Annotated in this window: 19 protein-coding genes; 5 read left to right on the top strand and 14 right to left on the bottom strand. The window is 40.7% G+C overall.

Features of this window, described 5'->3' with window-relative positions:
- Window positions 1-54: 54 nt before the first annotated feature.
- A complete protein-coding gene (locus tag A9Z07_RS13505) occupies window positions 55-699 on the top strand; it encodes a YqiJ family protein (RefSeq protein ID WP_005259188.1) in 645 nt (214 codons plus the stop codon).
- 30 nt (window positions 700-729) lie between these two features.
- Entirely contained in the window at window positions 730-2,442 is a 1,713-nt protein-coding gene (locus A9Z07_RS13500) for a flotillin family protein (RefSeq protein WP_069579311.1), read from the top strand.
- A 54-nt stretch (window positions 2,443-2,496) separates the two neighbouring features.
- On the opposite strand, the gene A9Z07_RS13495 is transcribed toward A9Z07_RS13500, so the two are convergent.
- The 13 genes from A9Z07_RS13495 to sdhC all read right to left on the bottom strand — a co-directional run bounded on the left by A9Z07_RS13495 (window position 2,497) and on the right by sdhC (window position 19,892).
- Entirely contained in the window at window positions 2,497-3,555 is a 1,059-nt protein-coding gene (locus A9Z07_RS13495; RefSeq protein WP_069579308.1) for a fimbrial protein, read from the bottom strand.
- 2 nt (window positions 3,556-3,557) lie between these two features.
- Window positions 3,558-6,113, bottom strand: coding sequence for a fimbria/pilus outer membrane usher protein (locus A9Z07_RS13490; protein ID WP_069579306.1), 2,556 nt, complete (start codon window positions 6,111-6,113; stop codon window positions 3,558-3,560).
- Window positions 6,114-6,842, bottom strand: coding sequence for a molecular chaperone (locus A9Z07_RS13485; protein WP_069579304.1), 729 nt, complete (start codon window positions 6,840-6,842; stop codon window positions 6,114-6,116).
- Window positions 6,843-6,883: 41 nt separating this feature from the next.
- The gene (locus tag A9Z07_RS13480) at window positions 6,884-7,423 is read right to left on the bottom strand and encodes a fimbrial protein (RefSeq protein ID WP_069579302.1); all 540 of its coding nucleotides are present in this window, start codon (window positions 7,421-7,423) and stop codon (window positions 6,884-6,886) included.
- Window positions 7,424-7,948: 525 nt separating this feature from the next.
- A complete protein-coding gene (gene sucD, locus A9Z07_RS13475; RefSeq protein ID WP_003655479.1) occupies window positions 7,949-8,839 on the bottom strand; it encodes a succinate--CoA ligase subunit alpha in 891 nt (296 codons plus the stop codon).
- A 12-nt stretch (window positions 8,840-8,851) separates the two neighbouring features.
- The gene (gene sucC, locus A9Z07_RS13470) at window positions 8,852-10,018 is read right to left on the bottom strand and encodes an ADP-forming succinate--CoA ligase subunit beta (protein WP_004640348.1); all 1,167 of its coding nucleotides are present in this window, start codon (window positions 10,016-10,018) and stop codon (window positions 8,852-8,854) included.
- A 134-nt stretch (window positions 10,019-10,152) separates the two neighbouring features.
- The gene (lpdA, locus tag A9Z07_RS13465; RefSeq protein ID WP_004775161.1) at window positions 10,153-11,586 is read right to left on the bottom strand and encodes a dihydrolipoyl dehydrogenase; all 1,434 of its coding nucleotides are present in this window, start codon (window positions 11,584-11,586) and stop codon (window positions 10,153-10,155) included.
- Window positions 11,587-11,718: 132 nt separating this feature from the next.
- Window positions 11,719-12,909, bottom strand: coding sequence for a 2-oxoglutarate dehydrogenase complex dihydrolipoyllysine-residue succinyltransferase (odhB, locus tag A9Z07_RS13460; RefSeq protein WP_004775163.1), 1,191 nt, complete (start codon window positions 12,907-12,909; stop codon window positions 11,719-11,721).
- Complete coding sequence (locus tag A9Z07_RS13455) at window positions 12,909-15,749, bottom strand: 2-oxoglutarate dehydrogenase E1 component (protein WP_004775165.1); 2,841 nt, start codon at window positions 15,747-15,749, stop codon at window positions 12,909-12,911. The genes odhB and A9Z07_RS13455 overlap by 1 nt, the downstream gene beginning before the upstream one ends.
- Before the next feature lie 743 nt (window positions 15,750-16,492).
- Window positions 16,493-17,203, bottom strand: coding sequence for a succinate dehydrogenase iron-sulfur subunit (locus A9Z07_RS13445; protein ID WP_004664446.1), 711 nt, complete (start codon window positions 17,201-17,203; stop codon window positions 16,493-16,495).
- Between the two features lie 14 nt (window positions 17,204-17,217).
- Window positions 17,218-19,113: a succinate dehydrogenase flavoprotein subunit gene (gene sdhA / locus A9Z07_RS13440; RefSeq protein ID WP_004775167.1), complete on the bottom strand. Its 1,896-nt coding sequence runs from the start codon at window positions 19,111-19,113 to the stop codon at window positions 17,218-17,220.
- Between the two features lie 12 nt (window positions 19,114-19,125).
- A complete protein-coding gene (sdhD, locus tag A9Z07_RS13435) occupies window positions 19,126-19,491 on the bottom strand; it encodes a succinate dehydrogenase, hydrophobic membrane anchor protein (RefSeq protein WP_004775170.1) in 366 nt (121 codons plus the stop codon).
- A complete protein-coding gene (sdhC, locus tag A9Z07_RS13430) occupies window positions 19,491-19,892 on the bottom strand; it encodes a succinate dehydrogenase, cytochrome b556 subunit (protein WP_050560019.1) in 402 nt (133 codons plus the stop codon). The genes sdhD and sdhC overlap by 1 nt, the downstream gene beginning before the upstream one ends.
- A gap of 897 nt (window positions 19,893-20,789) precedes the next feature.
- Between sdhC and gltA the strand changes: the two genes are divergently transcribed.
- Complete coding sequence (gene gltA, locus A9Z07_RS13425; RefSeq protein WP_004775175.1) at window positions 20,790-22,064, top strand: citrate synthase; 1,275 nt, start codon at window positions 20,790-20,792, stop codon at window positions 22,062-22,064.
- A 118-nt stretch (window positions 22,065-22,182) separates the two neighbouring features.
- On the top strand, window positions 22,183-23,946 hold the full coding sequence (locus tag A9Z07_RS13420) for a DKNYY domain-containing protein (RefSeq protein WP_047429546.1): 1,764 nt from the start codon (window positions 22,183-22,185) through the stop codon (window positions 23,944-23,946).
- 58 nt (window positions 23,947-24,004) lie between these two features.
- Here A9Z07_RS13420 and A9Z07_RS13415 read toward each other — a convergent pair whose 3' ends face one another.
- Entirely contained in the window at window positions 24,005-24,502 is a 498-nt protein-coding gene (locus A9Z07_RS13415; RefSeq protein WP_004775178.1) for a DUF1289 domain-containing protein, read from the bottom strand.
- Between the two features lie 109 nt (window positions 24,503-24,611).
- Here A9Z07_RS13415 and A9Z07_RS13410 point away from each other — a divergent pair, with 109 nt between their 5' ends.
- Window positions 24,612-25,544 (top strand): rhodanese-related sulfurtransferase, encoded by a 933-nt coding sequence (locus A9Z07_RS13410; RefSeq protein ID WP_004775180.1) that lies wholly within the window; start codon window positions 24,612-24,614, stop codon window positions 25,542-25,544.
- The last annotated feature ends 39 nt before the right edge of the window (window positions 25,545-25,583 follow it).

Below are 25,583 nucleotides of genomic sequence, written 5' to 3'. Positions count from 1 at the left end.
TTATTTTTATAAAAAAATTATTAATTATCTATAAAAGAAATAAGAGAAACACTGATGATCTGGGATCTATTAACACACCCTTCTAATCTTATTTTTAGCATTGCCTTAATGCTATGTCTATTTATCGGTGTACTTGAATTTATCTTGCTGTTATTTGGTGGTAGTTCAAGTTTTCTGGAACAGTTTCTCCCTGATAGCCTGACCGATATTGACCATGCCGATGTTTCACTTGAACAGTCGGAAAATCTGTTCACCCAGCTTTTAGAATGGCTCTATCTGGGCAAAGTCCCTTTACTAATCTGGTTAATTATTTTCTTAACTCTTTATGCATTAACAGGCTTGATTATTCAGGATCTTTTTTTCCAATTTACAGAACAATATGTTTCGGCATGGATCATTGCACCTGCCAGCCTGTTTTTGGCAATGCCATTGGTACGTTATAGTGCAGCGCTGATTGCCAAGATTATTCCTAAAGATGAAACCACAGCAATTCAGCATGATGATCTAATTGGTCGTACCGCTCACATTATCTTAGGGGAAGCTAAGCCAAACTCCCCTGCACAAGCCAAAGTAAAAGACCAATTTGGTCAGACCCATTACGTCTTGGTTGAACCCGAAATTGATACGGTTTTCCATCAAGGTCAAGACGTTATTTTAACGCAAAGAACCAAAATTGGATTCCAAGCGATTGTTTCTTAGTTTTTATATTTATTACATGAGGGTGTTTAAATGTTGAGTTCAGCATTGACTGAAATTCTAATTATTACAGGTGTTATTTTTGCGGCACTGGTTTTCATCGGTATTGTTATCGCTCGTCTATATACGCGCTCAAGCAAAGAAGTCTCTTTCGTGCGTACTGGTTTTGGTGGTGAAAAAGTCATTTTAAATGGGGGTGCAATCGTGCTGCCTGTTTTACATGAAATTATCCCCGTCAACATGAATACATTGCGTTTGGAAGTGAAGCGTGCCGCAGATCAGGCCCTGATTACCCGCGATCGTATGCGTGTCGATGTGATGGCAGAATTCTATGTGCGTGTTAAACCGATTGCAGAATCCATTGCAACGGCGGCACAAACCTTAGGTCGTAAAACTATGTCTCCACCAGAGTTAAAAGATCTGGTTGAAGGTAAATTCGTCGACTCTCTACGTGCCGTTGCCGCTGAAATGGCGATGGAAGAACTGCATGAGAAGCGTGTCGATTTCGTACAGAAAGTTCAGCAAGTGGTCTCGGAAGATTTATCAAAGAATGGTTTAGAGCTTGAAACCGTTTCTTTAACGGGTCTCGATCAAACCAGCTTTAAATTTTTTAACCCGCAAAATGCGTTCGATGCAGAAGGTTTAACCAAGCTGACTGAAACGATTGAAGATCGTCGTAAAAAGCGTAACGACATTGAACAAGATGCTGACTTGGCGATCCGCGCAAAAAATCTTGAAGCTGAACGTGCTCGTTTAGAAATTTCGCGTGAAGAAGAATATGCAAAGTTACAGCAAGAGCGTGAAATCTCGATTCGTAAAGCTGAACAAACCGCAGAAATCGCCTCTCAAGAAGCAGGTAAAAAACGTGAGGCTGAAGAAGCCCAAATTGCTGCTGAGCGTGAAGTGGAAATTAAACGGATTGCTTCGGCACGTGATGTAGAGAATGAAAATATCCAAAAAGCTCAGCTCATTCAAAAAGCACAGGTTGAACAGAAGAAAACTATTGAGCTGGCTGAGCAAGACCGCGCCATTGCCATTGCTGAAAAATCGCGTGCTGAATCAGAAGCCAAAGCGCAAGCTGACAAGGCCCGTGCCGAAGCGGTAAAAGCAGAGGAAGAAGTTGTGACCGTGCGTGAAACCCAACGCGCTGAACGTCAAAAAGCGGTTGAACTGGTTGCAGCAAAACAGACTGCTGAGAAAGAAGCGATTGCGATTACCGTTGCTGCGGATGCAGGTAAAAAAGCCGCTGCCGATGAAGCAGAAGCGGTACGCATTGCGGCAGAAGCTGACGCTGAGAAAATACGCTTAAAGGCCAAAGGTGAAGCAGATGCGAAAGTGCTGCTGGCTCAAGCCCTAGAGAAACAATATCAAGTCGATGCAGAAGGTGCGCGTGCAGTCAATGAGGCAGCCAACACCCTTTCTGCTGAGCAGGTTGAAATGCAGATTCGCTTGGCGCTATTGAAGCATTTACCAGAGATTATCCGTGAAAGCGTGAAACCGATGGAAAATATTGATGACATCAAAATCTTGCAAGTTAATGGCTTAAATGGCTTTGCTGGTGGTTCTGCAACTTCAGGTGAAGCCGTTGAAAACGGTTCAACCTCATTGTCTGATCAAGTGGTGAATAGCGCCTTACGCTACCGTTCACAAGCACCCTTAATTGATAGCCTGATGAATGAACTCGGTCTGCAAGGTGGTGATATCAATGGCTTAACTCAAAACCTAAATAAACCAAAAGCAGAATAAGTCCGATATAAATAAAAACGAGTCTTCATTGTAAGGCTCTTTTTTATTGCACTTTTATTTGTAGTTCACCATGACGGTCGCCTGCGCATTGACATTCCCCGCGACGGCGGCAACATTATCTTTCTTATAATATTTTGCATAGAAATTTTTAGTTAAAGCTGGATTTGATCCTGTGCCCAGCCGACCAAATGAATATTCTGTGCCATAGTTAATCGCTGAATTATTAGATACATCATACACTCGAATGCCGACATTACTGGTTGCAGCATTGCTATTGCTCAATACGTTAGTGCTATTCGCGACATTGGCATTATCACTCATCGTAAAGTACAACAAGGTATTGGCTAAGCCATTGCTACAAGTCGCTGTGATTGAAAAAGGCGTTTTCCCGCCAGCTTCCGTACCTGCTGTTGCTAAAGCGCTGGTTGCAATCGTGGGTAAAGTCACAATCGGATTGTTTAAGTTACAAGTCTTGGTATTTTCTGGATTCAGTGTTAGTTGCACAAAGCCCGATTGACTATCGATATAACGGTTCGATCCTTCGGTCATATCCACAGTGACCTTGCCTAAATCAAGCTGCACTGCTGGCGTACTTTCGGTCAATCCAGAAGTAAAATAAAACTTCAAATTAACAATATTGACGCCTTGAGTCGCAGACTCTCCTGTCGCATTGTTATACAAGCTCACCGTCTTGGCTAAATTAACAACGGGTTTTCCAGACTTGGTATCCTGTATTTGAAAAGTCACATACGCATATTGATTAAAGTAAGGACTACTGCTGTTGACGATTTTGTAATAAGTCGAACCTGCATAAGTGATCGTTTGATCAAAGTTGACGTTACTTCCCACTGTAGTGAAAGATGTAGTTTTTCGGTCAGGGACATTGTCCGTGACTTTGTTTGAACAATTCACCAAAGAATAAGCCGCAATCGATGTGGCAAAGTTGGTGACAAGTGTCCAGTTTGAAGTTGAGTTTGTAATACTGCTGGTATTGGTCGCCAAAGGCTGTGTTGGGTTCGAAGTACACACGCCACTATCCGTAGCAAAAGCATGTTGTCCCAGAGCCATGCCTAAAACAGTAAATAAGAGCGTAAATCCATATTTTTTTAGCATGATTATTTACACTCCACATCGATCATCTGTATACGATTCGGTTGCTTACTTTTCGGAAGCAGTTTTTCTGGCGTATCAATACGGCAAGCATAAGATTCATTCATTCCCCATTGCACATATAAATCTTGTTTTAATAATTGTGCTTTTTCTATAAATAGCTGATTTGACTGACCAAACATGCCTGCGACTTGTCCTGCCTGATTCACCGCTTGCACACCAATCGGGATCTGCTGATTTACACCCTTAACCTGTACATTTAATAAAATATTTGAGCTTTGCTCGACGTCAAATTTGATTAAGGTTGAGCTATAACGACGTGGAATCACTTCAGCCTGATTCGCAGTTAAATTCACATCCAGAGGCAAATGCTTGGTATCTAAGCGGATGGTATTGGCTTCATAAGGAGAAACATTGGCATAAATCGCATTGCCCCAATAATCGATTTTACTTCCCCATGCATTAACAACATCAGCGCCATGCGCACCCTTTGCATGAACAATAGTAAAAGTGTCCGATAAATTATTGGTCGCAGTAATTCCATAAGGATGAGCGACAATAGCACCTTTCGCACTGAAACCATATTGGGTCTGATCATCACTCCAGCCCGTCACAGCACCCAGTTGTATTTGAGGTAAGCTATAATTCATATTGGCTGAAACAGCAGAATTATTTTTTCCATTATTCCAGTTCTGAGTCGTGGTTAACCCATAATTAAATTGATTATTTTCCCCTAATATTCCCGTGAGACCTACATTCGCTGTGGTTGGATGACCGACGTTATCTACATATTGAATATTCGAATATAGATTTGCCTGCTTTTTACCCCACTCTAAAGGTAAAGAGAAGCTCAGATATATCTTATTTTCTTTTCCAAAGTCATTTAACTGATTATTATTTTGACTATAACCAATAGAATAGCTCAATCTATTCCAGCGATTACTATAGTTAATACTATACTGCACATAGTCTTTATCTGTATTCCAGTATTTATTTTGAGTTGCATTTAAATAAACAGAACCAAACCCCTCTTTAAAGTTTTGATAAAGCGAAATATTAAATTGCTGTTTTAATAAATAGGTAAGGAAAAGACTATCGATTTCAGCTTGATTCAAATCATTAAAATTTCGTAAAGACATGGTATTACTTAATGTCATGTATTCACGATCTTGATATTGTGCTGAAACGTTCAAAAAAGTATTCAGCGGACTATAGCTATATTGATAAGCAGCTTTATACCGCCAACCCGCATAGTCATTTTTTGCTAAGGTCGCATTTGATTTTTCCGCATCAAATCTTAGTCCACCCAGCCTTGTATTTTGTCCAAAACCGAATAAATAGCTCTGAAAAACATGACTGAGATTGCTGCCAAGATATAAGCTGGAATAGTTGCTCAAGCCATATTCCGCACTGAGCTGACCAATATAATCATCTGATGTTTTATTGTTGATTTTGTATTGCCCAGAAGCAATGTTGTAATTTAATTGCCCCATTCGAACAAGGTTCATATTGCCTTGCATCGGTACAATAAAGCTATGTTTTTCCCCACCATTTTCAGTGACCTGAACAGTTAAATCACCATTGTTATTGACCGCTGTGAGATCATTAAACTCAAACTCACCAGCCGGTACTGTACGTTCGTAAATTTTTCGGCCATTCTGAAACACAGAAACCAAAGCATTGGTGTTGGCCAAACCACGAATCAAAGGTGCATAGCTGCGTTGCGACATCGGAAGCATACTAATATCGGAAGCAAGCTGTAAGCCTCGTATTTGCGCCGAATCAATCGCATAAGTCTGGGTATTAAAGTCACCCATTTCTAGCCGTGCTTTCAGAGCAGGAATATCTGTAGACAAAACATTCAGATAAGATTGATAACCGCCGAGTTGCGTTCCATCTGAGTCAAAACTTCCAGCATGACGAAAGTTAAAACGACTAAAATTGAATCCACCGGTTAAATTCAGATAATTACTGCTAACTTGTTCTTGCTGGTTCAATTTACTGGTGTAACGATTAAAATCGTAACCGATATAAGCAGCAGTAACCCCCTGATCAAATCGTTCAGGTGCAATATAACCTTCTGGCCGTTGATTAATAATTGCTAAAGGTAAAGAAATATCCAGACTTAATGCCGACATATCCAGATCATAGTAGGCATCTGGATTGAGCTCTTTAATTGTGAGACATGGTTTTTTAGGTAGTTTTTCCAAGACTTCTGGACGTAAATCCAGTCGTTTCAACAATTGCTCATCAATACATAGCACTGCCGTTAGCTCGGCATTCAAATGATCGAATTTAAGCGTAAGCTGACCCAATGAGCGATGATTATTAATACTGGTATTGAGTGAGTACACACCCGCAGCAACGCCATTGGTCTGGCGGAATGAAGTTAGATCAATGTCCTGATTGCGTCCGCCAAACAGTGCACGTGCATCAAAGGTATAAATTCGATTATTTGATCCATCTCTCGCTTGCAATTTCTGATTTATATTTTCATTTTCTGCTGCGTAACTACTCTGCATGCATAAAATAATAATGCTATATCTTAATGCATATTTCATTTATTCTTCGCCATTTATGACGGCTTGATAAGCCTGATTTCCACCATAATCATTAATCAGTAAATAGCTAATTTTTTGAGGCTTAAATTGGATTGCTGGTTTAAAACTCTCCGTAGAATAAGGTGCAACCATTAACGGATCAGCATAAACAAAATTCTCTTTTTCCGGATTCAAACTGACATTATAAAAATTTACATAATAAGGAGATGGGTTATTCACCGTCACGCTTTTATTAGTTTCATTATATTTAAAGGTAACACTGGAAAATGCTTTTTCCTGTGAGATTTTTAAATTGATAGGACGATAAAATAGTTTAATACGTGAACGAATCGACACCTGTAATTTATTTTTTTCTGCTGTCTCAACCTGTTCAGATGCAGGCATATCCAAAATATTAAACCAATATAAGCTTTCTCTATCCTGAGGCAAAGCTGAGGTATCTTTCGCAATTAAGCGAAGCATTTGACCTTTATTTGAAGCAATTTGGGCCAAAGGAGGCGTTAAGATAAACGGAATCTTATCCGCCTCTGGGATCTGATGCGGGTCACCATTGTCTAACCATGCCTGAATTAATGCAGGACGATCGTCAGAATTGTTCAATTGAACAGTGACCGTATTCTGGTTGGAAGGAAAAATAATACGCGTCCCTGTAATCGTCACTCCTGCAAATGTTGCAGTAGAGATTGAACTGAGCATTGCAATGCGAAAGGCAATCGATGAGATACGCATATTCTTATATTTCCCCTGAACCAACCAAAATCAAACTACAATTATTTATAAATAATGCTGTAGCTTACTGATGACGTTACTGCACCAGCAGTTGTCGTACCTGTTGCGAAATAACGGGCAAAGTAATTGAAGTCATTGCTATTTGTACCAGCAGAAACACCTACACTGCTTGACTGAGCTGGTGCTGGCGCATTCACATCAATAACAGACTGATTGTTAGTTAACAGTTGAACGTCTACATTTGTTGCAGCGCCAGTGTTAATTAAACGACCTGCTGCATTCACTTTAGCAACTTCTGATTCGAAGTAAGGCGTTGCATTTAAGCTGCTTGCTGTACAACCCGTACCCGTTAAGTTGATTTTAAATGCAGTGGTACCCGCCGTCGCATTCGCAGCGCCCAAAGCAGCCGTATTCACAGTTGGTAAAGTTACAGATGCAGATGCATTGCCACTTCCAGCAACGTTAGCACTACAAGTTCCAGCAACAAGCTGACCAGTAAAAGTGATCACGCCAGTTGCAGCAAAAGTCGTAGATGTTGCACATACAGCCAGGAGAGCAAGCCCTAAACTTAATTTTTTCATTTGAGAGTATCCATAAAAATTTGATTGATTTTTCATTACTTAGCTTCACCCCAAATTGTTTAAAATCTTTGTAAAAAAGCTATGCAATTCAGAAACAATAATATACACAAAAACAACATTTTCAATAAAAATTTGCAAACCAAGTCACACTTTCACAGGTTAATACACAATAATACGAGTTTTGTATTTTTCATGATTTAAAACATAAACTTAAAAATACCAGAGATTAAAATCACTCTTTTTTATGCTTTTCCTTTTTGGTCAGAAGGTGAATATTTTTGTCACTTTGGTACAAGTTATTGAAATTTAAGTAACTCATCTGAATTTTAAAATGTATAAAAAATAGACAAACACTTAATGATTTATTCTTCTTTTTGACTTGTGCGCTTAATTTTAATTTTTACTTGTGAATGGTTTCTCTCATCAAAATCCACTTATGTTTATAGGTCTCCTCCAAATTTTTTAGGCAATAAAAAAACCCCAATGTCTCCATTGGGGCTTTTTAAAGATTAAAAATCTAACGTATTACGCTAAACCTTTCTCTTTTAAAACTTGCAACATCGTTGAACCAAGCTCAGCTGGGCTACGAGTGTAAGCCATTCCCGCACGTTCAAATGCAGCGAATTTCTCTTCAGCAGTACCTTGACCACCAGAAATGATCGCACCAGCATGACCCATACGCTTACCTTTAGGCGCAGTTACACCAGCGATGTAACCGACTACAGGTTTAGTCACGTTAGATTTGATGAATTCAGCAGCTTCTTCTTCCGCTGTACCACCGATCTCACCGATCATGATGATAGCATCAGTATCTGGATCGTCTTGGAACAATTGAAGCGCTTCGATCTGGTTCATACCTGGGATTGGGTCACCGCCAATACCGATACAAGTAGACTGACCTAAACCAAGCTTAGTTGTTTGAGCAACAGCTTCATAAGTCAATGTACCTGAACGTGAGATGATACCAATACGACCTGGTTGGTGAATGTGACCAGGCATAATACCAATCTTACATTCGCCTGGAGTGATCACGCCTGGGCAGTTAGGACCAACTAAACGAGTACCGTTACCGTTAGTTTCCAAGTAGCGTTTTGCTTTAAGCATGTCGATTGTTGGAACACCTTCAGTGATCACAACGATTAGGCCAACACCTGAATCAACCGCTTCAACGATTGAGTCTAAAACGAATGGAGCTGGTACATAGATTACAGATGCATCAGCATTTGTTTCACGTACAGCTTCTTTCATTGTGTTGAATACTGGTAGGTCAAGGTGAGTTGTACCACCTTTACCTGGAGTAACACCACCAACAACTTTTGTACCATAGTCTAAAGCTTGTGCAGAGTGGAAAGTACCGTTTTTACCAGTAAAACCTTGTACCAATACTTTAGTGTCTTTATTAATTAATACGCTCATGATTGATACTCCTTACGCTTTAACTGCAGCTACAACTTTTTCTGCGGCATCAGATAAACCGTTCGCAGAAATTAATTTCAAACCAGATTCATCAAGTAATTTAGCACCTAACTCAGCGTTGTTACCTTCTAAACGAACAACAACTGGAACAGTTACGTTTACTTCTTGAACCGCTGCAATAATTGCTTCAGCAATCATGTCACAACGTACGATACCACCGAAGATGTTGATTAAAACACCTTGTACAGAAGTATCAGCAAGGATGATTTTGAACGCTTCGATTACGCGCTCTTTCGTTGCACCGCCACCAACGTCAAGGAAGTTTGCAGGCTGACCACCATAAAGTTTAATGATGTCCATTGTTGCCATTGCAAGACCAGCACCGTTAACCATACAACCGATGTTACCTTCTAAAGCAACATAGTTAAGGTCAAATTCAGATGCTTTTAATTCACGCTCATTCTCTTGAGATTTGTCACGTAAAGCAGCAACTTTAGGTAAACGGTAAAGCGCGTTAGAATCGATACCTACTTTCGCATCAACACATAAAATATCGCCATTTTCACGAACTGAAAGTGGGTTAATTTCAAATAATGCAAAGTCATTTTCTACAAATGCTTGGTAAGCAGCGCCCATAATTTTTACAAATTGGCTAACTTGCTTGTCTTTCAAACCTAAAGCAAACGCAACTTCACGTGCTTGGAATGGTTGTAAGCCAACGAGTGGATCAACTTCAACTTTGATAATTTTTTCTGGAGTTTCTTCCGCAACTTTCTCGATTTCTACACCACCTTCGGTAGAAGCCATGAAAGTAATACGACGGCTAGAACGGTCTACAACCGCGCCTAAGTAAAGCTCACGCTCAACTGGGTAAACGTCTTCAGCAACGATGATGCTGTTAACTGGTTGACCATTTGCATCAGTTTGATACGTTACAAGACGAGTACCAATGATGTTGTTAGCAAATTCGATGACATCTTCTTTAGATTTTGCAACTTTAACGCCGCCAGCCTTACCACGACCACCAGCATGAACTTGCGCTTTCATTACAGCGAATTTACCACCAAGCTGTTCAAATGCAGCAACTGCTTCGTCTGCATTTGTTGCCAAGATACCTTCTTGTACTGGCATGCCATATTCTTTCAATAATGCTTTAGCTTGATACTCATGTAAGTTCATTTAGTTACCTACTATGTTGTTTGTGTGATACAGCTAGATCTTCTTAAAATCAGGCTGCTACATATTGAATAAATGATTGCCCGAACCAGACAATCATCATCATTCAAAAAAGTGTGGCGAACCACACTTTATATTTATTTACGCTTGCGTTGAATCGCGTGGATTGCACGACCATCTACAGCAAGTGCAGCTTCATGAACAACTTCAGAGAATGTTGGATGACCAAATGTCATTAACTGAAGATCTTCAACAGAAGATACAAATTCAAGAGCGATCATACCTTGGTGTACGATATCAGATGCAGCAGGCCCAATGACATGCATACCTAATAAACGGTCAGTTTTTGCATCAGCAACAAACTTAACAAAACCAGCACCTTCACCCGCCGCTAAAGCACGACCATTTACAGCAAAACCGAATTGACCAGTTTTAACTTCATGACCTTTTTCTTTAGCTTGTTCTTCAGTTAAACCAACCCATGCCGCTTCCGGATGTGTATAGATAACAGAAATGATTGTGTCATAGTTCACTTGAGCTGCATGACCATGGATACGCTCAACAGCCATTACACCTTCTTCCATTGCTTTATGAGCAAGCATTGGACCACGAACTAAGTCACCAATCGCATATACACCTTCTACAGAAGTTGCACAGTGATCATTTACTTCAACTAGACCACGTTCAGTTAATTTAATGCCTGAATCATCAGCCAATAAACCTTCTGCATAAGCTTTACGGCCTACACAAACGATTAACTTATCAAAAGTCTGAGTTTTTTCTTCGCCACCTTGAGTGTATTTAACAGTCACTTCACGACCGTTAACTTCTGTACCAGCAACTTTAGCGCCAATACGAATATCAAGACCTTGCTTAGTTAAAAGTTTTTGGTAGTCTTTTGCCAAAGCTTTATCAGCCATTGGTAAAAATGCATCCATTGCTTCAAATACAACAACTTCAGCACCAAGACGACGCCAAACAGAACCAAGTTCTAAACCGATTACACCAGCACCAATAACACCTAAACGTTTAGGTACTTCTGGGAAGTTTAATGCGCCAGTTGAATCAACAATAATATCTTGATCTACAGGAGCTACTGGAATATTTACAGGTACAGAACCAGACGCAAGAATTACGTATTTAGGTTCTAAAACTTGAGTCTCACCTTCATGTGAAACAAACTCAACTTTTTTACCAGCAAGTAATTTACCAGTACCTTTTAACCACTCAATACCATTGCCTTTAAGCAATTGATCGATACCACCAGTTAATTGGTCAACAATTTTGTCTTTACGAGCAAGAAGCTTAGCAAGATCAAAATTCACTTCACCAGTCGTAATACCGTGATCAGCTAAATGATGCACTGTATCTTCATAACGATGTGAAGAGTCAAGTAATGCTTTAGAAGGGATACAACCTACGTTTAAGCATGTACCACCTAAAGATGGCTTACCGTTGTGAATACGTTTTTCGATACAAGCGACTTTGAAACCAAGTTGAGCTGCACGAATCGCCGCTTCATAACCACCAGGTCCGCCGCCAATAACAACAAGATCAAACTGTTGAGACATCTTTATCTCCAATGAATCTCCCCTATCTTCTTTTATCAGAGAAGAAATTTTCACAAACCTTGAAACTGATCAGACTTGTGAAAGTCCCTCTTGTAATTCAAGAGGGACTTAGGGGGATTTTTAAATAAAAAATTATAGGTCAAGAATGAGTTTAGCTGGCTCTTCTAACAATTCTTTGATTGTTACCAAGAAACCTACAGCTTCTTTACCATCGATTAAACGGTGGTCATAAGAAAGCGCTAAGTACATCATTGGCAAGATTTCAACTTGACCATTCACCGCCATAGGACGCTCTTGGATTTTATGCATACCCAAGATTGCAGTTTGTGGCTGGTTTAAAATAGGAGTTGAAAGCAATGAACCGAAAGTACCGCCGTTCGTGATTGTGAACGTACCACCAGTCATATCTTCGATGCCTAACTTACCGTCACGTGCTTTGAAAGCATAATCACGGATACCGTTTTCAACTTCTGCATAGTTCATACGGTCAGTATCACGAAGTACAGGAACAACCAGACCACGGTCAGAAGAAACTGCTACACCGATGTCATAGAAACCGTGATAAACGATATCGTCACCATCAATAGATGCGTTTACAGCTGGGTAGCGTTTTAACGCTTCAGTTGCTGCTTTAACGAAGAAAGACATAAAGCCTAAACGAGCACCATGACGTTTTTCGAAAGCATCTTTATATTGCTTACGCATTTCCATGATTGGCTTCATGTTAACTTCGTTGAACGTAGTTAACATTGCAGTTTGTTGTGTAGCCGCCAATAAACGCTCAGCAACACGCTTACGTAAACGTGTCATTGGAACACGTTTCTCGATACGCTCGCCTACAGCAACGCTTAATGGTTGAACTGATGTACCTGGCTTATGGTTCACAACATCTTCTTTAGTGATGCGACCACCACGGCCTGTACCTTGAACGTCAGCAGCATTGATACCAGTTTCAGACAATGCTTTACGTACTGCAGGTGCTTGGTTTTGATCAACAGGTTGAGTTGACGCAGCAGCCGCAGGTGCAGACGCAGCAGGCGCCGCTTCTGCTGGTGCAGCAGCTTCAGGAGCAGCCGCAGAAACAGCACCAGCTTCGAATTGAGCAATCACTTCGTCAGAAAGAACTGTGTCGCCTTCATCTTTGATGATTGCAACTAAGCTACCATCAGCTGGAGCAACCACTTCTAAAACAACTTTATCGGTTTCAATGTCACAGATCACTTCATCACGTGATACAGGTTCACCTACTTTCTTGTGCCAAGTTGCGATCGTACCGTCAGCAACTGACTCTGGAAATACCGGTGCTTTAATTTCGGTTGCCATTATTTAGAATCTCCTGATTGTTCAACTTCAATAGCAAGTGCGTCATTGATGAGCTGAGCTTGTTGTTTTGCATGCAAGTATGGCGAGCCACAAGCAGGTGCGGCAGATGCTTCACGACCAGCATAGCTAATACGGATTTGTTTACCAGATTTAAGAACGTCTTCATACAAACGAGGAACGATGAATAACCAAGCGCCTTGGTTCTTCGGCTCTTCTTGTGCCCAAACAAGTTCTTGAATGTTTGGATAAGCAGCCATAACTTCAGCTAGGCGTTGCTCTGGGTATGGATACAATTGTTCGATACGAACGATCGCAACATGGTTTAAACCAAGCTCACGACGTTTTTCGAGTAAATCGTAATAAACCTTACCACCACAAAGCACCAGGCGAGTTACGTCAGCCTTATTGATTTGATCAATTTCATCGATCACAGTTTGGAATGAACCGTTTGCCAATTCATCAAGTGTTGAAGTCGCGAGTTTATGACGTAATAACGATTTTGGTGACATTACGATCATTGGCTTACGAATCGGACGAACTGCCTGACGACGTAACGCATGGAAAATTTGCGCTGGTGTCGTTGGTGTCATCACTTGCATGTTGTCTTCAGCACATAGCTGTAAGAAACGCTCTAAACGTGCAGATGAATGCTCTGGACCTTGACCTTCATAACCGTGTGGTAACAACATCGTTAGACCACAAACACGCTCCCACTTGGTTTCACCCGAAGCGATAAACTGGTCAATTACAACTTGTGCACAGTTTGCAAAGTCACCGAATTGAGCTTCCCAAACGATCAAGCTTTTCGGTAAAGTTGTTGAGTAGCCATATTCAAATGCAAGAACAGCTTCTTCAGACAATAAAGAATCATAAATCGCAGTACGCGGTTGATTTTCTTTAATGTGGCAAAGCGGAATATAAACAGAACCATCAGTTTGGTTATGTAATTTCGCATGACGGTGTGAGAATGTACCACGACCAACGTCTTCACCTGTGATACGCACAAGGAAGCCATCATCAAGCAAAGTTGCATAAGCTAAGGTTTCAGCAGCACCCCAGTTAAGTGGCATTTCACCTGTTTGCATTTTCGCACGGTCATCAATTACTTTTTGAACTTGACGCTGTAATACAAAACCTTCTGGTAATGTATTCATCTTCTGACCAAGCTCTTTCAAACGATCGATGCTGAATGAAGTATCCCAAATGTCTGTATATTCATGGCCCAAATATGGCGTCCAATCAACAAACATTTTTTTGTTCGGTTCACGAACAAGCGCATTGGCAACGTGGTTACCCGCTTCTAGATCAGAGCGGTAGCCTTCAACCATTGCATCGGCACTTGCACGATCAAGAATTTTTTCTTGAACCAGTTGATCAGCATATAAAGTACGTGTTGTCGCTTTCTTGCTGATGACTTGATACATCAATGGTTGTGTTGCAGACGGCTCATCCGCTTCGTTATGACCGCGACGGCGGTAGCAGAACAAGTCTAGGATAACGTCTTTACGGAATTCATGACGGAAATCATGCGCGATTTGAGTCGCGAAAATAACAGCTTCAGGATCATCACCATTTACATGGAAAATTGGTGACTGAATCATTTTAGCTACGTCAGTACAGTATTCTGTAGAACGCGTGTCACGTGGGTCAGAAGTCGTGAAACCAACTTGGTTGTTAATCACGATATGAACTGTACCACCTACCGTGTAACCACGAGTTTGTGACATCTGGAAGGTTTCCTGGTTCACACCTTGACCTGCAAATGCAGCATCACCATGAACGATTACAGGAAGAACGTCATCACCGCCAATGTCTTTACGACGTACTTGACGCGCACGAACCGAACCTTCAACTACTGGACCAACGATTTCTAAGTGCGATGGGTTAAACGCTAATGCCAAGTGAACTTCGCCACCTGGAGTCATTACGTTTGAAGAGAAGCCTTGGTGATACTTAACGTCACCAGAACCTTTTTTATGCAGGCTCTTGCCTTCGAATTCACCAAAAAGGTCAGCTGGGTTTTTACCCATGATGTTGACAAGAAGGTTGAGACGACCACGGTGTGGCATACCAATCACAACTTCTTTACAACCTACGCTACCCGCACGTTGAATGATTTCGTTCATCATAGGAATAAAAGACTCACCGCCTTCTACACCAAAACGTTTAGCACCAACGAATTTATTACCAAGATACTTTTCCAAGCCTTCAGCAGCGGTCAAACGCTCAAGGAAGCCTTTTTTCTGATCATTGGTATAATTGAATTTGCCGCGAACACCTTCTAAACGCTGTTGAATCCAACGCTTTTCTTTAGTGTCAACGATATGCATGTATTCTGCACCAATTGAACCGCAGTAAGTTGCTTCCATGGCTTCAACCATTTCAGACAATGTTGCTTCTGCTTTTCCAATTGCGAGGTTGCCTGTATTGAATACAGTATCGAGATCTGATTTAGTTAAACCGTGAGCAGATAAATCGAGGTCAGGAACTTCTTCGCGTTTCGCAAGACCTAATGGATCGAGTTTAGCTTTTTGATGACCACGGTTACGGTAAGCAGCGATTAATTGTAATACACCAATTTGACGACGCTCATGTTCTGTACTTACAGTGCTTTGAACAACAGGTTGAACTCGGCTTGCATTACGACCCAGAAGGAGGAATTGCTCGCGCACACTACCGTGTGGTTGATCACCTTTAGGGTATTTATCGAAATATTCACGCCAATCCTCTGACACTGAGGTTGGAGAAGTTAGGTACTGTTCGTATAGCTCTTCAATATACGCTGCACTATCAGCGGAAAGTTCAGTGTCAAGACGCAATGCGTCAGCAACTTCTTGCATTTTTGGACCCATTTCCTATTGCAAAAAATAATACAGGCTGCCTTTTAAGCACACCCATGATTCATAGTGCCAAATTGGTAACACGACACTACTACCCAAGGTAATCCAACCTTGAGACATTATTACTACACATCAGGAGTATTTCCCTTTGATGTAACAAATGAGCCATGCACCTTCAATTCAAGACACATAACTCATTTTTCATACTCGATGAAATCGAGCAATTTTTTGCAAATCATTTTAGAAAAATTAACTAAATTTTTAACTTTTCTAAATTGACTTTTTCAATGAAATCTGTACAAATCTTGAAGGCTTTCTTTAACGATAAGCTCAAGAATCTGCTTATTTTTTGATTCCAGTTGTGGCAGAAATCCTAACATGTTCTCAAGCTTGGATTGATTTTTTTGACACATACCATCTATAAAGCAGCGAAATACACATATCAAATTATATTCTAATATACCGCCCTTTTGATAAAAGTTGCACTCCAATCGATCAAAAATAAACATTCTCTACAAATATTGCACAAAGCGCGCTCAGTTTGATTAAAAATAAATCAACCCATTTACCATATCGATTTTGATGATTTTAATTAACAACAAAACCCATAAATATTTAAGGTCAATTTTTTTAAATTCAAGCCTCACTTTATTCAAACAAACATTTTTCAACCAATTTTAATGATTTCGCAAAATAAAAAAGAAGCCCCTCTCGGGGCTCCTTTCTTGCCTAGAAAAAACAGATTAGCCTGCTTGATCTAACAACATGTTACGAATGTGACCAATTGCCTTTGTCGGGTTCAAACCTTTAGGACATACAGATACACAGTTCATGATCCCTTTACAACGGAACAAAGAGAATGGGTCGTCTAAACGAGCCAAACGCTCTTGTGTCGCTGTATCACGAGAGTCGATGATAAAGCGGTATGCATTTAACAATGCTGATGGTCCAAGGAACTTATCAGGGTTCCACCAGAATGACGGACATGAAGTTGAACAACATGCACAAAGAATACATTCATACAAACCATCTAAGTGTTCACGTTCTGCTTGAGACTGTAAACGCTCTTTCGCTGGTGCTGGCTGATTGTTGATCAAGAACGGTTGAATCTTGTCATATTGATCATAGAACTGGTTCATGTCTACAACCAAGTCTTTTACAACTGGTAAACCAGGTAAAGGACGGATCACAATCTTCTCTGGTAAATCGTTCAGGTTCCACAAGCACGCTAAACCATTTTTACCATTGATGTTCACACCATCCGAACCACAAATACCTTCACGGCAAGAGCGACGGAATGTTAATGATTCATCCTGCACTTTCAACGCAAGTAACGCATCAAGCAACATACGGTGCTTATCGGTTAACTCAAGTTTGAAAGTTTGCATGTACGGCGCTTTATCCTTATCAGGATCATAGCGGTAGATTTCGAATGTACGAGTGCCTCTACTCATCTTTGTTCTCCCGATTAGAATGTACGTGGTTTAGGTTCAATTGCTTCAACCGTTAACGGGCTGAAACGCACTGGCTTATATTCAAGACGGTTGTCTGCTGAATACCATAATGTATGCTTCATCCACTCATCATCACGGCGACCGTAAGAGTAAGTTGGGTGATCCGGTGCTAACTCATAGTCAACAACGGTATGCGCACCACGACATTCTTTACGTGCAGCAGCAGAAATCAGAGTCGCCTTCGCTACTTCATACAAGTTTTCAACTTCTAACGCTTCAACACGTGCTGTGTTAAATACGCGAGACTTGTCTTTCAAATGAATGTTACGAACACGTGATTCGATCGCAAGAATTTCTTTTACGCCTTTGTCAAGCAATGCCTGAGTACGGAATACACCCGCGTGATCTTGTACGATGTCACGGATCGCATCAGCAACTTCTTGTGCATTTTCGCCAGCAGTTGATTCGTCTAGTTTACGTACACGTTCTAGAGTATTTACCAATACATCTGTTGGAAGCGGTGCATAATCATCGCCATGATGCTTGGTTACATAATCAATGATGTGCTCGCCCGCTGCTTTACCAAAGACCACAAGGTCAAGCAATGAGTTGGTACCTAAACGGTTTGCACCATGTACAGATACGCAAGAACACTCACCAATCGCGTAGAAACCTTTTACAGGCTTCACATAGTCACGCGTACCTTTATAAGAATACTCTTTAGTATCTTTATCATAGTGAGCAGAGAATTCACCCTCTTCCACACCATGCGGCACAACCACTTGACCATGAATATTCGTTGGAATACCACCCATTTGGTAATGGATTGTTGGTACAACTGGAATTGGCTCTTTCGTACAGTCAACGTTTGCGAACTTCTTACCAATCTCAAATACAGATGGAAGACGTTTCATAATCGTTTCAGCACCCAAGTGAGTCATATCAAGTAAGATATAATCCGCTTTAGGACCACAACCACGACCTTCTTTAATTTCCTGGTCCATTGAACGTGATACGAAGTCACGTGGCGCCAAGTCTTTCAAAGTTGGTGCATAACGTTCCATGAATGGTTCGCCGTCTTTGTTACGAAGGATACCACCTTCACCACGACAACCTTCAGTTAACAATACGCCTGCGCCCGCAACACCCGTTGGGTGGAATTGCCAGAATTCCATATCTTGTAATGGAATACCTGCACGAGCAGCCATACCAAGACCGTCACCAGTATTGATATAAGCATTGGTTGATGCACGGTAAACACGACCAGCACCACCTGTAGCGAATAAAGTCGCTTTCGCTTGGAATACAGCGATGTTACCAGTTTCCTGATCGATCGCTGTCACACCAAGAACATCACCCGCTTCGTTACGGATCAAGTCTAATGCAATCCACTCAACGTAGAACTGGGTGCCCATTTTTACGTTGCTTTGATATAAGGTATGTAATAACGCGTGACCTGTACGGTCAGCAGCAGCACACGCACGTGGAACAGCTTTTTCGCCGTAGTTTGCAGAGTGACCACCGAATGGACGCTGATAGATCGTACCGTCTTCGTTACGGTCAAAAGGCATACCCAAGTGTTCAAGCTCGTAAACAACTTTTGGCGCTTCACGGGTCATGAACTCGATTGCATCCTGATCGCCTAACCAGTCAGAACCTTTAACCGTGTCATAGAAGTGATAGTGCCAGTTATCTTCTTGCATGTTACCTAACGACGCACCAATACCACCTTGAGCAGCAACTGTATGCGAACGTGTCGGGAATACTTTGGTCAATACCGCAACTTTTAAACCAGCTTGAGCAAGTTGGTAAGCAGCGCGCATACCAGAACCACCACCACCGACGATAACCGCGTCGAAAGTGAGGTTTTGAATATTTGAATAATCTTCTTTAGGGTTAATTGCGCCCATGATCTCTTCCTATCAATTTGCCCAGAAAATCTGGATACCCCAGATTGCGTACACGATCACTGAAATAATGACAGCAGAAGTCAGTACAAGGCGTAAACCTGAAGCTGAAGGACCCATTTGACGAGTCGTTACATAATCAGTAAAGACTTGCCACATACCAATCCAAGCGTGTGCAACTAGCGATAACACTGCTAATAAAGAAAAAATCTTCATTGGCAAAGTCAGCATAAAGCCAGCCCACTGTTCATAACCAAATCCGCTATTGCAAAGGATCCAGCCTAATAAAACAATAGTGTATGCAGCCAACACCACAGCACTAACACGCTGGATATACCAATCGCGAGAACCTGAACCTGTTAAACCTGTAGCACTTTTCATCAGAACATAATCCATACGAATGCTGCGACAATACCAACCGCAGACAAGATCAATGAAACTGTAGCTGCGATACGACCGCTTTGTAATTCTTCAGCAAAACCGAGGTCAGCAAGCAAGTGCTTGATCCCTGCGATAAGGTGGAAAATTAATCCTGCTACAAATACCCATACGACGAAACGTACAATGATATTTCCGAAAACGACATTTTTAACGTAGTCAAATCCTTCTGGTGAAGATAAAGATTTATCCAAAATCCATAAAAGAACAGCGACTAATAAGAAAACGATTACACCTGATAGACGGTGTAGAATTGATGCAATAGCCACGGGTGAGCGTAAATTTACCGCTAACACCTGACCCATGGACAAATTGACAGGTCTGTTGCTTTTCACAGCGGGCATCCTGTAGGTAGAAACTCCATCCGGAGTTTGTTTGAATTAATTCAAAGGAAAGCTGGCATTGTTAGGCAAGCACAGCACATGCCTAACCTATAAACGACATCGAATTATAAAACGTGAAATATCAAAATACAAACAATCAGCTTTCGCTTTAGTCGAAAAAAACTTTAAATAAGAATCATTCACATGCATAATAACGACCAAAAATCCACCAAGTTCAGCCAAAAAATACTATCTATTTGTTTTGTAATGATAAAATTAAGATACTATTTTTTATAGATACTTTCCAATTTAATAAATTCTTTTCTTATATTTTCTCAAAATAATGCGTTTTTAAGTTTTTATTTGTCCAAATAATCACACTTTACGCATGCTTTAAAATAATACTGCTCATTTATATATTAAATATATTCAATTAATAATCTATTTTTATATTTCAACATTCAAAGCCAATGAGTCATTTTTTATACGATCAATTGCACCAAAATGAATCAAATATTAGTTTACATGTAAAGTTTTTAACCATTTTTTAATGACCAGTAAAGGCTAAACCTAGAGAACTACAGGCTTTTGAAAAGTGATAAGTATTTATTTTATAAGCATCAAAATATAGGCAATCTAAAAATTTACTTACAATTGTACTGATGCTTCATTTTTTTTATGCACCTAAAACTTGATTTGACATATTATACTCGACCGGTGCTGTGATTTTACTCAGTTTTTTCTTCGATACTGAATGACTAATTGACTGTAGCAACGTCATTTTTTATCCCTAAGTATAATTGACAAAATTTTAGTAGCCACTAATCTTATAGCAAATTTTGACACCGTCTGATTCGCACATGACAAGATTAGTATTTCGAGTCAGATAATCATTCACCAGGACAGGAGATCTATTGAATGTCTGCAGCAACTGGCAAAAAAGCCGTATTACAGCTTGATGGCAAAGAAATTGAATTACCAATTTACAGCGGCACATTGGGCCCAGATGTAATTGACGTTAAAGATGTATTAGCATCAGGTCACTTTACTTTCGATCCTGGTTTTATGGCGACAGCGGCTTGCGAATCTAAGATCACATTCATTGATGGTGACAAAGGTGTGTTATTACACCGTGGCTATCCGATTGATCAATTAGCGACTCAAGCAGACTACTTAGAAACTTGCTACTTATTATTAAATGGCGAGCTTCCAAATGCTGAACAAAAAGCAGAATTTGACGCTAAAGTACGTAACCACACGATGGTTCACGATCAAGTAAGCCGTTTCTTCAATGGTTTCCGTCGTGATGCTCACCCGATGGCGATAATGGTTGGTGTTGTTGGTGCGTTATCTGCGTTCTATCACAATGCGTTAGACATCGAAGATGTTAATCACCGTGAAATCACTGCGATTCGCTTAATCGCAAAAATCCCTACGCTTGCAGCGTGGAGCTACAAATACACTGTAGGTCAACCATTCATTTACCCACGTAATGACCTTGGTTATGCAGAAAACTTCTTACACATGATGTTTGCTACGCCTGCTGACCGTGATTACAAAGTAAATCCAGTTCTTGCTCGCGCAATGGATCGTATCTTCACGCTTCATGCTGACCACGAACAAAATGCGTCTACTTCTACAGTTCGTCTTGCTGGTTCTACTGGTGCGAATCCGTATGCATGTATCTCTGCTGGTATCTCAGCACTTTGGGGACCTGCTCACGGTGGTGCAAACGAAGCTGTACTTAAGATGCTTGATGAAATTGGTAGCGTAGAAAACGTTGCTGAATTCATGGAAAAAGTGAAGCGTAAAGAAGTTAAACTCATGGGCTTCGGTCACCGTGTTTACAAAAACTTCGACCCACGTGCGAAAGTCATGAAACAGACTTGTGACGAAGTTCTTGAAGCTTTAGGCATCAACGATCCACAATTGCAACTTGCAATGGAGCTTGAGCGTATTGCGCTTAGCGATCCGTACTTTGTAGAGCGTAAGCTTTACCCGAACGTAGATTTCTACTCAGGTATCATCTTAAAAGCGATTGGTATCCCAACAGAAATGTTTACGGTAATCTTCGCGCTTGCACGTACAGTAGGCTGGATCAGCCACTGGTTAGAAATGCACAGCGGTCCATACAAAATCGGTCGTCCACGTCAGCTTTACACAGGCTCGACTCAACGCGACATCAAACGTTAATTCATATTAGCGTTGATAAAAAAGGATGCTTATGCATCCTTTTTTTGTTTTATCCGTTATGCTTGAGAAAAATAACACCTACATACCCTTATATATGCCCCACTAAAATATTGAAGCAATGAATAAAAAGCCCGCTGTTTTATGCGAAACAACAATCACAGCATACGAAATGAAGATTCCGTCATTTGTGCTATTTTTGGCACTGATCGTACTCAGCTGGTTATTTTTGGTTTATTGCCTCTACGATTTTAGCCTTTACTATTTTTATCAAATTCTTCCCCTCTTTACTCAACTGCTTAATATTGCGTTGATGTTGGGTCTATTGATACCTGTTCTTTATCTTTATAACCAGCTTTATCAAAAATGTTTTAAGCAAACAATTACGCTTAAACTCTATCGGCAAGGTCTCGGTCTGGAAAAATCAGCGCAAACTTCTTTTTATCCTTGGCAAGATTTGATTCATATTCAACTCCGACAACATCATGCCCAGATCCATAGCTTAAACCTACTGACCAAAACAGTACCTTATCGGCAATATTTTTATTTTAATTCATGGATGTGGCCTGCCACTTTAACCCAACAACACAGTGAGTTTTTACAGTTTTGGAAAAAACTGGAATCTCTGGCTAAACAGCAACAATTCCAACGTACCAGCAATGCCAGTATCAACAAGAAAACCCATGTTGACATCATGACCTTGATCGCTGATCCACAGGCACATACTGCATTTCAGCGTAAACAAAAGTGGATTTCCACAGCTTTTATTCTTGGGATTTTAGCAAGTTTCAGTACGTTTATCGCTTTATTACTCTGGCATGAATTTGATGATGGTAGCGTCAAATTACCTGCTCAACAAACACAGTCGATCTCTGGGACAAATTTTGAAACTTTTCAAAATCAGGTCTATATTTTTAAACAAGGCCAAGGCACATTTTTACTTCCCGCTGCGAGTGCCAATCAATTTACAGGCTTAGCTTTAAACAATCTCCCTGATCGTGCCGATGAACTCTATAGTAATGTCGGCAAAACACCGCAACAGGTTTACTGGCAAGATCATGTGCTCACTCAGCTAGATCCAGCCCACACGCATTATTTAGGGAATGATTACACCAAAGATCAACAACACGTTTACTTTCAGAATAAGCCCCTAGCCAATGCAAATGCAGCTAGTTTTACTGCGATATTACATCCACAATTTAATGCACTCGGCTATTTCTATGCAAAAGATGATCGACAGGTCTATTATAAAACACATGCTTTAACCGACTTAAATCCACAACAGAGCACGGCTTTTCCCAACAGCAATGAATATATTCACGATCAGCAATTTGTCTATTTTCAAGATAAAAAGTTGGACAAGCTCAATGCGCAACACACCCAGATTTTTAGTAGCAGCAACCGTTTTAGTCAAAACCTGAGCCTAGCTACGGATGGTCAATCTTTTTATTTAAATGAGCATCCTCTCCCTCATGTGGCTGAACATAAGTTTTGGGGAACCGCCGCTGTCGATGCTTCACACTTACAACTGATTGGCCATCAAAGTAGTGAACCTTACCCAGGAAATTTCAGCTATATTTTTGCAGATCAGCAACACATTTATGTTTATGATGAATTTTATCAAAGCTTAAAAGTGCTCTATCGCTTTCCGCAGCCTGTCCACTTAAAGGTTTTAGCTGATCGCCGTTTTAGTGATGGTAAGCATATTTATACCATTCATGAAAAACTGTACCGCACTAAGGGGCGATCTTCTGGATCGACCTCTCATGGTTTTCGCATCAGTTTAATTCGTGAGTCAGATCAGCAGCACTTAGCCAGATATTTTGCCCGCAACCCAAGCTCATTAAAACTATCTAACCTGTTTCAACTTAACCATACTAGGTAGCACATGGATTAAATCTATTCACCCTCATCAAAGTGAATCTTTACAGCTAAAATCTTTGTTAAATCTCGTCTTCTTCTAATTCTAATGCACGCAATAAGGTGTTACTGATGCCATCTGCACGTAACCATGCCAGCTCATAGCTCGCTTTCGCCAAAGCCAATACACGACGTTCAAACTCATCCCAGATCGGTTTAACCTGAGCATCACCAATCCCAAGACCACTCTCATGAGCCAAATGTTTATTCTTCTCACAAATCTTTAAGGCATGATAGAGCTTACGACCTTTACTAGCGCTCTCTAACACCCTGATCCGCTTATTCTGAATAAAGCCTTCAATATGTTGCAAGTTCGCATGTGGCAATAAAGGCACAAGAATTTGATCGAGCTGTGCATCTAAACGCTTCCACACCATCAAACGTTGCTCGGCAGTATAGGTATTCCACTGAATCACCTCGTGATTAAAGCGACGACAACCACGACAGACCAGATCACCAAATACCGTTGAACAGCGCCCTGCACATGGGGTCAATGATGGAATTCGACGATCATTACTCAAAACCAACTCCTATAAAACCATATTTATTTTATGGTTTTCTCGCTTATTTTCAGATTTCGCGCTAAGATATGCGCCTTATTTTCCTATCTTAATACATTTGGAGTTATCCATGAACGCTACTGTAGAACAGCTTGCACCTGTAGAACAGCAAGCGACCAATAATTGGGTTGTTGCAGCACTATATCAATTTAAAGAAGTTTCAGATGCAGCTGATCTGCAACAACGTCTTTTGGATTTAGTGAATAGCATCAATTTATGTGGAACTCTGATTGTCGCTTCTGAAGGAATTAACGGTACGGTTGCGGGTGACCGTGCTGCCATTGATACGCTTCATCAATTCCTTTTGAACGAAGGTTTTAACGCAATGGAATATAAAGAGTCTGAAAGCTCTGACAAACCATTCCGTAAAATGAAAATCAAGCTCAAAAAAGAAATTGTAACTTTAGGTGTAGAAGTGAAGCCACGTGATTTGGTTGGCCACTATCTTGATCCTAAAGAATGGAACGAGCTAATTAGCCGTGATGATGTGATTCTGATTGATACCCGTAATGACTATGAATATAAAGCGGGTACCTTCAAGGGTGCGATTGATCCTAAAACAGAAACTTTCCGTGAATTTCCTGAATACGTAAAACAGAACCTTGAACAGCATAAAGACAAGAAAATTGCGATGTTCTGTACTGGCGGTATCCGTTGTGAAAAATCGACCTCTCTCCTTCTTCAAGAAGGTTTTAATGAAGTCTATCACCTGAAAGGCGGTATTCTTAAATACCTAGAAGAAACTCCTGCTGAAGAAAGTATGTGGGAAGGTGAATGCTTCGTTTTTGACGGGCGCACTGCGGTTACTCACGGCGTTGAAGAAGGTGAAAATATCAAGTGTCACGCGTGTGGCTGGCCACTCACTAAAGTTGAAGCTGAGCTTCCAAGCTATGAACATGGCGTGTCTTGTGTTTACTGTATTGATAAAACCTCAGACAAGCAAAAAGCAGGCTTCCGTATGCGCCAGTCACAAATTGCGGCTGCTAAACGCAAACGTCTGTAAAACGCCAAACAAACTGTATTCAAGCCATAGTTAAACTAT

It is taken from the genome of Acinetobacter sp. YK3, assembly GCF_001729365.1.
Lineage (GTDB): Bacteria > Pseudomonadota > Gammaproteobacteria > Pseudomonadales > Moraxellaceae > Acinetobacter > Acinetobacter vivianii.
The sequence above is the reverse complement of the archived record's forward strand: the minus strand, read 5'-3'. Positions and strand labels throughout refer to the sequence as shown.